Annotated in this window: 12 protein-coding genes; 8 read left to right on the top strand and 4 right to left on the bottom strand. The window is 60.8% G+C overall.

Annotated elements, in window-relative coordinates; all coding sequences use genetic code 11:
- Nucleotides 1-23 precede the first annotated feature (23 nt).
- The 4 genes from C3938_RS08800 to pilG all read right to left on the bottom strand — a co-directional run bounded on the left by C3938_RS08800 (nucleotide 24) and on the right by pilG (nucleotide 3,989).
- Nucleotides 24-2,183, bottom strand: a complete 2,160-nt coding sequence (locus C3938_RS08800; protein ID WP_105102771.1) for a methyl-accepting chemotaxis protein — start codon at nucleotides 2,181-2,183, stop codon at nucleotides 24-26.
- 255 nt (nucleotides 2,184-2,438) lie between these two features.
- Complete coding sequence (locus C3938_RS08795) at nucleotides 2,439-2,981, bottom strand: chemotaxis protein CheW (protein ID WP_105103302.1); 543 nt, start codon at nucleotides 2,979-2,981, stop codon at nucleotides 2,439-2,441.
- A gap of 18 nt (nucleotides 2,982-2,999) precedes the next feature.
- Nucleotides 3,000-3,362, bottom strand: coding sequence for a twitching motility response regulator PilH (pilH, locus tag C3938_RS08790; protein ID WP_105102770.1), 363 nt, complete (start codon nucleotides 3,360-3,362; stop codon nucleotides 3,000-3,002).
- A gap of 231 nt (nucleotides 3,363-3,593) precedes the next feature.
- Nucleotides 3,594-3,989 (bottom strand): twitching motility response regulator PilG, encoded by a 396-nt coding sequence (pilG, locus tag C3938_RS08785; protein ID WP_105102769.1) that lies wholly within the window; start codon nucleotides 3,987-3,989, stop codon nucleotides 3,594-3,596.
- A 375-nt stretch (nucleotides 3,990-4,364) separates the two neighbouring features.
- Between pilG and gshB the strand changes: the two genes are divergently transcribed.
- The 8 genes from gshB (at nucleotide 4,365) to C3938_RS08745 (ending at nucleotide 12,143) form a co-directional block, all read left to right on the top strand.
- A complete protein-coding gene (gene gshB / locus C3938_RS08780; RefSeq protein ID WP_105102768.1) occupies nucleotides 4,365-5,321 on the top strand; it encodes a glutathione synthase in 957 nt (318 codons plus the stop codon).
- 59 nt (nucleotides 5,322-5,380) lie between these two features.
- Nucleotides 5,381-6,310 (top strand): energy transducer TonB, encoded by a 930-nt coding sequence (locus C3938_RS08775; RefSeq protein WP_105102767.1) that lies wholly within the window; start codon nucleotides 5,381-5,383, stop codon nucleotides 6,308-6,310.
- A gap of 59 nt (nucleotides 6,311-6,369) precedes the next feature.
- Nucleotides 6,370-6,963: a YqgE/AlgH family protein gene (locus C3938_RS08770; protein WP_105102766.1), complete on the top strand. Its 594-nt coding sequence runs from the start codon at nucleotides 6,370-6,372 to the stop codon at nucleotides 6,961-6,963.
- Nucleotides 6,964-6,996: 33 nt separating this feature from the next.
- Nucleotides 6,997-7,425, top strand: coding sequence for a Holliday junction resolvase RuvX (gene ruvX, locus C3938_RS08765; RefSeq protein ID WP_105102765.1), 429 nt, complete (start codon nucleotides 6,997-6,999; stop codon nucleotides 7,423-7,425).
- A gap of 57 nt (nucleotides 7,426-7,482) precedes the next feature.
- Nucleotides 7,483-8,424 carry a hydroxymethylbilane synthase gene (gene hemC / locus C3938_RS08760; RefSeq protein ID WP_105102764.1) on the top strand — a complete coding sequence of 314 codons (942 nt, stop codon included), beginning with the start codon at nucleotides 7,483-7,485 and terminating at the stop codon, nucleotides 8,422-8,424.
- Nucleotides 8,425-8,435: 11 nt separating this feature from the next.
- Nucleotides 8,436-9,245 (top strand): uroporphyrinogen-III synthase, encoded by an 810-nt coding sequence (locus C3938_RS08755; protein ID WP_105102763.1) that lies wholly within the window; start codon nucleotides 8,436-8,438, stop codon nucleotides 9,243-9,245.
- Nucleotides 9,246-9,426: 181 nt separating this feature from the next.
- Complete coding sequence (locus C3938_RS08750) at nucleotides 9,427-10,893, top strand: uroporphyrinogen-III C-methyltransferase (RefSeq protein WP_105102762.1); 1,467 nt, start codon at nucleotides 9,427-9,429, stop codon at nucleotides 10,891-10,893.
- Nucleotides 10,890-12,143: a heme biosynthesis HemY N-terminal domain-containing protein gene (locus tag C3938_RS08745; RefSeq protein ID WP_105102761.1), complete on the top strand. Its 1,254-nt coding sequence runs from the start codon at nucleotides 10,890-10,892 to the stop codon at nucleotides 12,141-12,143. Before C3938_RS08750 ends, C3938_RS08745 begins: the two co-directional genes overlap by 4 nt.
- Nucleotides 12,144-12,400: the final 257 nt, after the last annotated feature.

The raw sequence follows: 12,400 nt of genomic DNA, 5'->3' as shown, positions 1-12,400 counted from the left end.
TCGTTATGGATATCCGCGGTAGCTCAGGCCATGACCCGGTCATTGCGCTCTTCCGCGCTGAGCATGTCGAACTCGTCGTCGGCCGCCTCGTCGTCCAGCATCGGGAATTCCTCCGACAGCTGGGCAAGATCGCCATCATACAGATCGCTCTCACCTTCCACTTCTTCACTGCTCGGCAGTTTGAAGCCGGCAACGGAGTCACGCAGCGCAGAGGCGGTCTGGGCCAGATTACCAATGGACTGCGCGGTGGCCTGGGTACCCGCGGAGGTCTGCGAGGTAATCTCCTGAATCACGTTCATCGTGTTGGAGATGTGACCCGCGGACGAAGCCTGCTGGCGCGCCGCGTTGGAAATGTTCTGAATCAACGATGCGAGGTTGGTAGATACCGTTTCGATCTCTTCCAGGGCAACACCCGCGTCCTGTGCCAGACGGGCACCGCGCACCACCTCGGTGGTGGTGGATTCCATCGACACAACCGCTTCGTTGGTGTCGGACTGAATCGCTTTTACCAGGCCTTCAATCTGCTTGGTCGCAGCAGCGGAACGTTCCGCAAGGCGCTGTACCTCGTCCGCAACCACCGCGAAGCCGCGGCCCGCATCACCGGCCATAGAGGCCTGGATCGCAGCGTTAAGTGCAAGAATGTTGGTCTGGTCGGCAATGTCGTTAATCAGGCTTACGATGTCACCAATCTCCTGGGACGATTCACCCAGACGCTTGATTCGCTTGGAGGTGTCCTGAATCTGCTCACGGATGGTGTCCATGCCTTTGATGGTGTTCTGTACCACCTTGGCGCCATTGCTCGCGATCTGTACCGAGCGCTCCGCTACCTGGGCCGATTCGGCGGCGTTCGCGGATACCTGGTCAATGGTCACGGCCATCTCGTTAACGGCCGCAGAGGCCCCGGCAATTTCCTGGGCCTGGTGTTCGGAAGCCTCGGCCAGGTGCAGGGCGGTCTGCTGGGTTTCCTGGGAGAGGGAGGACACTTCCTGCGCGGCGCTGTTGATCCGGCTTACCAGTACCCGCAGCTGGTCGATGGTGTAGTTGATGGAGTCCGCAATCGCACCGGTGAAGGCCTCGGTTACCGTGGCGGAGGTAGTCAGGTCACCATCCGCGAGGTCCGCCAGCTCATCCAGCAGCTGCATAATCGCCTGCTGGTTGCGCTCATTGGTTTCAGATTCGGCACGCAGGCTGCGGCGGGTACCGGAGAAGGCCTGGATCATCATCACGAAGATCAACAGTACGAATACAGCGGCAACAATGAAGATGGTCTGATTGTTGGGCTGGCGTTCGCCGGAGAGGCCACCAATACGGTCGTTCAGTACGGACAGGGCCTCCAGCAGCTGCGGGGAGGAGGCCGCGATACCGTCTGCCGCCTGGCGAGTGGCGAACAGTGCCGGTGTTGCCTCGAAGATTTCGCGCACGGAGGAGCTCACGAATTCAAACAGCTCGGTAATTTCCTCCAGAGACTCACGCGCTTCCGTGTCAGTTACGCGGGAGATGCCCATCACCACGTCACCGCCCTTCATGCCCTCAACCACCTTACCGAACAGGCTGGCATCGGTATTGAACTGGTCCGCCGCGGATTCCGCGTCGTCACCGCCCTGCAGCATCTTGTCGATGTTCCGGCCGATACGCTCGGCGCGCCATACCTGCAACTGGGCCTGCTCCACCTGGTTGGCCGGTGCGTTGTTGGCCAGCAGGATTTCCACGATGTTGTTGTGCTCCGCCTGCAGTTCCGGCAGCGAATCGTTCAGGGTGCTCGCCACGTCGTTCAGGAAGATAATCGAATCTTTGTTGCCGATAATCGTGTCGGCCTGCTCGCGCATCTGGCGCCAAACCTGGCCATACACTGCCATTTCCTGTTCCAGAGCACGCTTACTGCCCTGATCCATACCCTGCAGTTCGTTCCAGGTGGCCGCCATCTGGCTGACGACCCTTTCCAGGTCAGCGAATGCCTGCTCGTCGCCAGCGGTAGCCGCCGGTGCGTAGGACGCCATCTGGTAGGAAAGCGCCCGCAGTTCCGCCACGTTTTCCTGGTACTTCTGATCCCGGTCACCGTAGCTCTGCACCAAGTAGATGCTGACGATCAGCCCCGCCAGTGTGGCGAGTACCAGCAAACCCATAAACAGCGCGGCAGGATTACTGCGCAGCGCGGAAAATGAACTCTGGGAGCCTGTTTTCATAATTTACTCCTGGCGGACCTGTGCCCAAGGCCAAATTCTTGTTATCACCACTTTCGAGGCCTCGCGGCCTCACATCCCCTGCGGCCCAATCGAATGGGCGCCCCCAAAAACGGCGTTAACCGAAAGCGGGCTTCATGCAGGTATGCGACCAAAGTCACTACCCGCAACAGGTTTGACGCACAAGACGCGCCTCACCTCATGACTCCCGGATTCAGATACTTCCGAAACGGGTGTCAGAAAACAGAAAGCCGCCGCTCAGTGAGCCGCGGCATCCGCGAATTGGAAATCGTTGACCAGCGCCTGCAGGTCAAACACCAGCCAGCGCCCCTGCTGCAATTCAAACTGACCACTGATCATGGGCGCAAAGGACTCGGTCAGATCCGCCGGCGGCAGTTTGCCGAATTCCAGCGCAAGGTGTTGCATACCGTGGAGTTCATCGACGATCAGACCGACATAGAGCTTGTCCTGCTCCAATACCAACACCCGGCGGCGTTGGCGCGCACTGGTCAGGTGCCCACCGAAGAAGGCCGCCAGGTCTACCAGCGGCAACAGGCGGCCGCGCACATTGGACACGCCGCGCACCCAGGGCTGAACCCCGGGGATAAAGGTGTACTGAGGCACCTCCAGCAATTCCACGACGTCTTCCATGGCGGCGACGAAGCGGTGCCCCAGAATAGAAAAACCGATGCCCGTCCAGTAGGGTTTGACTTCCTGGCGGGCAGGCAGCCCCTTCGCCTGTGCTTTTGCGCGATTGGCGATATCAACCAGCGCCAGATAGGGGGTAAGAGTTGATTGCACGGACACTCAACGTCGGCCTCAGGCCAACACCTCCTCGATGGTGCCAAGCAGTTTGCTCTCATCAACCGGCTTGGTCAGGTAAGCGCGCGCGCCCTGGCGCATGCCCCACACGCGGTCGGTGTCCTGATCTTTGGTGGTGACGATGACAATCGGAATGGCGCTGGTTTCACTGTGCTTGCTGAGCTGACGGGTAGCCTGAAAACCATTCAGGCCCGGCATTACGATATCCATCAGGATCACATCGGGGCGCTGCTCACGAGCAACCCCAACACCGGCCTCGCCATTGGTAGCAGTCAGCACCGCATGGCCGTTCTTCTCCAAAATAGTGGTCAGTTTGTGAGTTTCGGTTGGCGAGTCATCGACGATTAGCACCTTGGCCATTTTTCCCCCGAGATAGTGTTTCCGCTCACGGCATCACTCTTTGCCTGGCGGTTGTTGTTGGCACCGATCGCGCGCCGGTTCAACCGAGCGCGACCACACACTTTGTTATTCGCAACTGACTTTCTTGACTCTTTCGCTTTTCGATAGACGCACATCGGCCTCAAAAAGATCAGACGCGGTAGTCTACGCCATTTTTATCGAAAATTTCACATTTGCGGCGAGAACCAGATCTCAGGCCGCATGGTGAGGTTTGGCGTGCGCAGAGATCGCCCCCAGCAGCTCACTCTTGCTGAACGGCTTGGTGAGATACTGATCACAGCCCACGACACGGCCCTTCGCCTTGTCAAACAGGCCGTCTTTACTGGACAACATGATGACCGGCGTGCTGCGGAATTCACTGTTGTTCTTGATCAGCGCACAGGTCTGATAGCCATCCAGGCGCGGCATCATGATGTCTACAAAAATGATGTCCGGACGCGAATCGGCAATCTTCGCCAGGGCGTCGAAGCCATCGGTGGCAGTCACCACCGTGCAACCCGCTTTCTGCAACAGAGTCTCCGCCGTGCGACGAATGGTTTTACTGTCGTCAATCACCATCACGGTGAGACTTTCCCAGTTGAGCTCCATAGTGTGTTCCCAAGTCCCCTTTTACTTATTTTTCAGGCACGCTGCTGTTCGCATCCATACCCTATGTGCAACCTCATTACGGGGTCCGATCGTCGCTGCGAATGGCCGTGGCCGGCGGGCGCAGATCAGGAGGAAACTTTTATCACAGATACCATAGTGAATCTAGCGACGGTCAGAGTGCGCTGCCGGCAATGATCGAATTGTGAGCAAAGCCGCAAATCCTCCGAATACGGAAACACCGCCAGTCTTGCAGACCTCGCCCGCTACTCTTACCTTTGCCACCTGACACTGCCCCAAGGCAGTCCCCGAAATTCCCTGCGGTTGCCACCCCCTTCGGCACCCCAGCCAGTCATGAACGAGACAACGGATACCGCTATGCGCCAGACGCTCGGCGTGGTCATGGACCCCATCGCCAACATCACGTACAAAAAAGATACCTCTCTGGCACTGCTGCTGGCTGCGCAGCGGGCAGGTTTTGAGCTGTATTATTTTCTGCAGTCCGATCTGTATCTGGACGGTGGCAAACCCATGGGCAACGGCTCACCACTGGAGGTGTTCGAAGACCCGCAGCACTGGTTTACGCTCGGCGAACGCAAACCGCTGCACCTGGGCGACCTCGATGTGATCCTGATGCGCGTCGATCCGCCGTTTGACAATGAGTACATCTACTCCACCTATATTCTCGAAGCCGCCGAGCGCGCCGGCACCCTGGTCGCCAACAAACCCCAGTCCCTGCGCGACTGCAATGAAAAAATCTTCGCCACTCATTTTGCCGACTGCATACCGCCACTGGTGGTCAGTCGCGACATGCAGCAGCTGCGCGCGTTCCACGCCGAACATAAAGACGTGATATTCAAGCCCCTGGATGGTATGGGTGGCACCGGTATCTTTCACGTCAAACCGGACGGCGCGAATATTGGCGCCATTCTGGAAACGCTCACCGACAATGGTCACCGCCAGATCATGGGTCAGCGCTACATCCCCGAAATCAAAAACGGCGACAAACGCATTCTGATGGTGAACGGCGAGCCGGTGCCGTACTGTCTGGCGCGCATTCCCCAGGCCGGTGAAACCCGCGGCAACCTGGCCGCCGGTGGTCGCGGCGAAGCGCGCCCGCTGAGCGAGCGCGATCGCGAAATTGCCCGCAAAGTAGGTCCAGAGCTGAAAGAAAAAGGCCTGCTGTTTGTAGGCCTCGATGTCATTGGCGATTACCTCACCGAAGTGAATGTCACCAGCCCCACCTGCGTACGCGAAATCGATGCCGCCTACGGCACCGATATCGGCGGACTGTTGATGCGCGCGATCACAGACCGTCTCGCCAAAAAAAGATAAACTGACGCCTGTCGTCAGCCTCCACACAACAAGAACGCAGCAGTAAAGCAATAACCACAATGACCGCAGCCGCCAGCCAATCGAATACCCACCCGGGCATCAACTCAATGCCCCCCAGCCAGGGCGACCGCTTTACCTTCGCCCTGTTCCTGGCCTGCGCGCTGCACGCACTGCTGATTTTTGGCGTGGCCTTTTCCGCACCGGAAGCAAAAGAGGCCCCCCCCACCCTGGAGATCACCCTCGCCCAGCACCGCTCACTGGATGCTCCGAAAGATGCCGACTATCTGGCCCAGCACAACCAACAGGCGAGCGGCACCGCGGAAGCACCGAAAGAACTCTCCACCGACCGGCAGGCGGAAATGGCTGACACCAGTATCCGCCAGGTCAATCCACTGCCACAACAGCAGGCCGCGCGCCCTGCGGACCAACTGCGCCAGCTGATCACCACCATCGGCGACAGCCCCGAGCAGGCCCCTGAACTGCCGGCGGAAGACAAACGCTCGGAGGAAAAGCGCGGCGACGCACCCAGCGATCTGCCGCCGACCAATCCGGAGATTGCGAGCCTGCAGGCGCGTCTCGACAAGATCCGCCAGACCATCGCCCAGCGCCCGCGGGTGCGTCGCCTTACGTCTGTCGCCACCAAGGCCTCGACGGACGCCGCCTACCTGCACGACTGGCGCCAGAAAGTGGAAGCGATCGGCAACGATAATTTCCCTGAGGAGGCGCTGGCGCGCCAGATCACCGGCGACCTGCGCATGATGGTGCGGCTGCTGCCCTCCGGTGCGGTGGAAGAGGTGGTCATCCTGGAGTCCTCCGGCGAGCGCATCCTCGACGATGCCGCCCAGCAGATCGTGCGTCTCGCCGCGCCGTTTGCGCCCTTCCCCCCGGAAATCCGCCAACAGGCAGATCGGCTGGAGATCATCCGCACCTGGCGCTTTGAAATGACCGGATTCTCCACCGCGGCGGAAGGCGCCCCCAACCGCGGCTGACCCGCCGCGACGCGCCCACAATCCGCACCCGCGGCAGCGAAACAGCTAGACTAAGCCCCATGCACTTTAAACACCCCAGCAATCTCGACCGCGACCTCACCCATAACAGCCTGCGAGGCCAGTTCCTCATCGCCATGCCCGGCATGCAGGATCCACGCTTCAGGCAGGCGGTGACGTTCATCTGCGAGCACAGCACCGAAGGCGCCATGGGCATTGTCATCAATACCCCCAGCCGCATCACCTGGCGCGAGGTTTTCAACCAGCTGGAACTGGACGACGCCAGCCTGCGTGGCGAGGAGCCGGTGTTGGTGGGTGGCCCGGTGGCACAGGAGCAGGGGTTCGTGCTGCACGGCCGCGGCATGACGTTCGCCTCTACCGCCGAGGTTTCCGACGACATCAGCCTCACCGCCTCCAAAGACATCATCGAATCCCTCGCCGCCGGTCGGGGCCCGGACGATGTACTGCTGGCACTGGGCTACGCTGGCTGGGGCCCCGGGCAGCTGGAACAGGAGATCGCCGAAAACGCCTGGCTGACTCTGCCGGCAGAGCCTGAAATCCTGTTCGCCACACCGATGGAGAAACGCTGGTATACCGCCGCGGCACGCCACGGTATCGATCTCAGCGGCATCAGTTCGCAATCAGGTCACGCCTGATTATTCCCCGACATTTCCACACTCTCTTTCCCCATGAGCAAACCTTTTACCGTCCTCGCCTTCGACTTCGGCACCGGCTCCATCGGCGTCGCTTACGGCCAAAGCCTCACCGGCAGCGCCCGCGAACTGGAACCGCTGCGCGCGAAGGACGGCCAGCCGGACTGGAGCCGGGTACAGCGCCTCGTGGACGAGTGGCAACCGCGATTACTGCTGGTCGGCCTGCCGTTGAATATGGACGGCAGTGAGAGCGACATCGGCGCGCGCGCGCGCAAGTTCGGTCAGCGGCTGCACGGTCGCCTCGGTTTGCCGGTGGAGTATGCGGACGAGCGCCTCAGCACCCACGCGGCCAAGGAGGAAGCCCGCGAGCGCGGCCACCGCGGCCATTACGCCAGTGACCCAGTGGATTCCATCGCCGCGCGTATTTTTCTTGAGGACTGGCTGCGCCAGTACAGTGGTCAGTAATCCCGCGCGCAAACTGGTAGACTTGCGCGCGAATTCCCAACCGCGATCGCTCCCCACATGTCTGACACCCCCGCCCAACACAGTATCCGGAAAATCCGCATCGCCACCCGCGAGAGCGCTCTCGCCCTGTGGCAGGCCAACTACGTCAAACAACAGCTGGAGCTGCACCACCCGGGGCTCGCCGTGGAGCTGCTGCCGCTGACCAGCCGCGGCGACCAGCTGCTGGATATCCCCCTCAACAAGGTGGGTGGCAAGGGCCTGTTCGTGAAGGAACTGGAGCGGGCTATGCTCGATGGCCAGGCGGATATCGCCGTGCACTCCATGAAGGATGTGCCGATGGCGTTCCCGGAGGGACTGCACCTGCCGGTGATCTGCCAGCGCGAAGACCCCCGCGACGCTTTTGTGAGCAATCACTACGCATCGATCGAAGAACTGCCCCAGGGCGCAGTGGTCGGCACCTCCAGCCTGCGCCGCCAGTGTCAACTGCTGGCGGTGCGCCCGGACCTGGAAGTGAAATTCCTGCGCGGCAACGTCAACACCCGCCTGGCCAAGTTGGATGCCGGCGATTATGACGCCATCATCCTCGCCGCCGCCGGCCTGTTGCGCCTGGAAATGCGCGAGCGCATCGCCGCGTTCATCGAACCGGAGGTCCTGTTGCCCGCCGGGGGCCAGGGTGCGGTGGGCATCGAGTGCCGCCGCGACCCCGCACTGGAAGCATTACTCGCCCCCCTGCACTGCCCCGAAACCAGCACCCGGCTCGCCGCCGAACGCGCACTGGTGCGCCGCCTGGACGGCGGCTGCCAGGTTCCCATCGGCAGCTATGCGGTGCTCGACGGCATGGGTGGAATGCACCTCCGCGGTCTTGTAGGAAGCCCCGATGGCACTACCATGCTGCACAGCCAGGTCCACGGTGACGCCGCCGCTGCGGAGGCACTGGGCATCCGGCTAGCGGAGCAGTTACTGCAGGCCGGTGCCGATGAAATCCTCGCCGCTATTTGATAACGCCGAGCATGACCAGCCCCCTCAACCGCCGGCGCATCCTGATCACGCGCCCCGCCCACCAGAGCGACGGTTTCCGCCACCGGCTACAAGCGCGCGGCGCCCAGGTGGACTGCATTCCACTGCTGGAAATCGCGCCCATCACCGAGGGCGATGACGCCCAGGCGATCCGCAACCTGGTAATGGATTTCGACCAGTTCGACCACGCGATCTTCGTATCCCAGAATGCAGTCCGGTACGCCTTTGACTGGCTGGATGACTTCTGGCCGCAACTGCCTCAGGGGCCACGCTATTACGCCATCGGCGCCGCCACCGCCCGCGCCATCCGCGCACGCGGTGCTAACCCGGAAAACAGTGCACAGGAATCCGGCGAGGGCACGATGGATTCCGAAGCGCTGCTTACCCTGCCTGAGCTGCAGAACCCTCGGGGTGAACGCGTCGTTATTTTCCGCGGCCAGGGCGGGCGCACCTTGATAGGCGACACCCTGCAAGCCCGTGGCGCCCGCCTCGACTATTGCGAGCTGTATCAGCGCCGCTTGCCCGCCGACGGCACAGCACAATTGCGCGCCTATGATCAATTCCCCGACGCCATAACCGTGCACAGCGGCGAAACCCTCGACAACCTCGCCGCTGCGCTCACCACCAGCGGTCGCCGGCAGTTACTGCAGTGCACACTGATCTGCCCCAGTCAGCGCGTCGCCGCCTGTGCACGCGAACTGGGCTTTGCCCGCGCCCGCGCCGCCACCAATGCCGGTGACGACGCCATGCTGGGAGCGCTGGAAGCGGCCCTCGCCCCGGACAACTCCGCCAGCCACTCCTGAATTCGCGCCAGTATCAGTAAAAAATTTCAATTCCACGCCAGACTTCGTATAAAGACCGACTTCAGTCGCTATAATTTGGCGACAAAATTTCTTCCGGCGTCCTCGCCGCCTGTGATGCACCGGGCAATAGCCCGCGCTCTCTGGCGCCTACCCCGAGCAGACAAGTCCACGAGCGAACGACATGAGCGATAAAAAAGTCCCGTCCTCTTCCCGTACTGACGCCGGTACAAGCAGCAACACCCCAGACGGCCAAGCCGACACCCACCAGGATATTCCGTTGGTTACCCAAAAAGCCGAGCCCAAAAGCAATTTCGCCAAAGCTGACAACAGCCAAACCGCCGGCAAAACCGCAAAAACCCGTCCCGCCAAAAAACGCAGCGGCTGGCTCTGGTTCTGGCTGTTGCTGCTGATCCTGATCGCCGCCGCTGCGGCCGCTTGGTATCTACTGCCGAGTGTGCGCCAGCAGGTGAGCCAACACCTGCAATCCCTGCCGGTAGTCGGCCGGCACTTCGCCAGCAGTGGCAGCGATTTACATAGTGCCGAAGGCGACAGCCAATCGAGTTCTTTACAAAAGCCGCAAACTGGCGAGGTTTCACCGCAATCGCAGATACAGAAGCCGCCGTCACCGACGGGCCAAACCACAACCGGGACGACCGACTCGACACCGCCGGCAACGGAGCAGCCCATGCCGCAGCCGGAAGAGGCGCGCCCGACCCCACCATCCACCACCTCACCGATCCCCCCCCAGGATCACAGCGTGCAGATGATCGATGAGCTGCGCCAACAGTTGTCGCAACAGAACCAGATCATCCAGCAGCTGCAGCAACAACTCGCGGGACTGCAGCGCAATGTCACCGCCCAAGGCAACCGCCTGGGCCAATTGGGCAATGCCAGCCGTGAGGACTGGCAACTGGCAGAAGCCGACTACCTGCTGCGCCTCGCCAACCAACGCCTGATGCTGGAGCAGGACAGTCGCGCCGCCCTCGGCTTGCTGCAAGAAGTGGACACCATCGTGCGCGATGTGGACCTGTCCGATCTCTACGGCGTGCGCCAGCAGCTCACTCGCGACATTACCGCGCTGAAGCTCGCGGAAAATGTTGACCGTGAAGGGATCTACCTGCGCCTGCGTGCACTGGAAGAGCAGATGACCAAGCTGAATATCCAGCCCCAGTTCGACCTCGCCAAACGCGACGCCGCCGCGGCGCAACACCAGGCGGAAAACCAGAAGGTAGGCGAAGATCACTTCCGCTCGAGCTGGGCAAACTTCGTCGACTTCCTCAAAGGCTCCGTGCGCATTCGCGATGGTGAAGTGGACCCTGTGCTGCTGTCGCCGCAGAGCGAAACCCGCTTCCGTCAGAGCCTCCGCCTGAATATGGAGCAGGCGGAACTCGCGGTACTGCGTGCCGATGACACCGTGTACAAAGACTCCCTCAACCACGCTCGCCAGTTGCTGCTGGATTACGGCGTGGACAACCCCCAGCGGCAGGTCATCCTGAGTGAGCTGGACGCCCTGGCTCAGGAAAAAATCAGAACGGACCTGCCGAACCTCAGCGCCTCGCAGAGCGCCCTGCGCAACTATATCGATCGCATGCACAAAGTCTCCTCAGGCCAATCGCCGAGCGGCGATAACGGAGGCATCCAACCGTGAAGCGTTTTTTATTTTTTACGCTGATTCTGCTGCTGGGCGGCGCGCTGCTGGCAGAAGCCATGCGCTCCTACCCGGGCTACCTGCTGTTGATGGTCGGCGGAGAAACCGGCAAGCGTATTGAGATGAACCTGTGGGTAGCCGTCGGCGGCCTCACACTCGGCATTCTCGCGCTGTTTCTGTTTATATGGCTGCTGCGCAGCATTGCCCGTGTTATCGAGGGCAGCGTCAGCCGCATCCGCTTCGGCCGGAGTCGTACTGCTCGCCGTCGGCTTACCAACGGGCTGGTGGAATACATGGAAGGAAACTGGGCACGTGCCCGCCGGCTGCTGCTAAAAAGCGCTGCGCGTTCGGACGCCCCTATTATTAATTATCTCGCCGCTGCACGCAGTGCTTTCGAGCTGGGCTATCGCGACGAGGCAAATGAATTGCTGGCGAAGGCAGAAGCCACCGGCGACGACACCCAGCTCGCCGTCGCCATCAGCCAGGCACGCATGCAGCTGCTCGACAAACACTATGAACAGTGCATCGCCAGCCTGCAGCGCGCCATGCAGGACGAGCCCAACCACCCCGCGCTGTTGCAACTGCTACGTCAGGCGTACTACCACATCGGAGAATGGAACGGCCTGCGAGAGCTGCTACCACGACTGGAAAAGCACGGCACCATGCCCGAATCGCAGCTGCAACAGCTCGAACTCGAGGTGTATCAGAATCTGCTGCGCGAAGCCGCCAACCGCAGAGATGCGGAAAAACTGCGAGAAATCTGGCAGAGCCTGAATGGCCGATGGCAACGCAATATCGAACTGCGCAACCTCTACGGAGAAATGCTGCACAAGGTCGGCGACGACCCGGAGGCGGAAAAACACCTGCGCTGGATTCTGAACCGCGAATGGCGCGGCGATACCGTGCAACGGTATGGACTGTTAACCGGAGCAGACGCAAACCATCAGTTGGGCGTTGCCGATGGCTGGCAAAAAGAGTACGGAGAAAACGCCGACCTGCTCACCTGCCTGGGCCGACTTTGCCTGCGCAATGAAATCTGGGGTAAGGCGAGGCAGTATTTTGAAAAAAGCCTGCTGCTGCGTTCAGATCCAGCCACCTCCGCAGAGCTTGCACGACTGCTCTACGCCCTCGGCGAAAAAAACCAGGCCGCACGTCTCTATGAGCAGGGTCTGCTTCAAGCGGTATCTGACCTCCCCCAACTGCCACTACCAGGACAGAGCACAGGAATGCTCAGCGTCGATGCCCACTGACGGGACCTGCCCACGATAAGTAGACGCTCCGACTACGACCATTTGCGCCGAAATGGGCTGTATAGAATGAATACTTCATAGACAGCCCAAAACTCTTCGCGGCACCAATGTAAACGACATCCCTTATGGCTGCCAACCACACATGTAACACCATGAGCGGCGCGCTTCTAAACCCATAACCGATCCGCGACTTACTTCTTAATTCAGTAACTCGTCTCTATCACGCGAATATTCATCATAAGATTTATTCGCGTCTC

It is taken from the genome of Microbulbifer pacificus (assembly GCF_002959965.1).
In the GTDB taxonomy this organism is placed as follows: Bacteria; Pseudomonadota; Gammaproteobacteria; order Pseudomonadales; family Cellvibrionaceae; genus Microbulbifer; species Microbulbifer pacificus_A.
The sequence above is the reverse complement of the archived record's forward strand: the minus strand, read 5'-3'. Positions and strand labels throughout refer to the sequence as shown.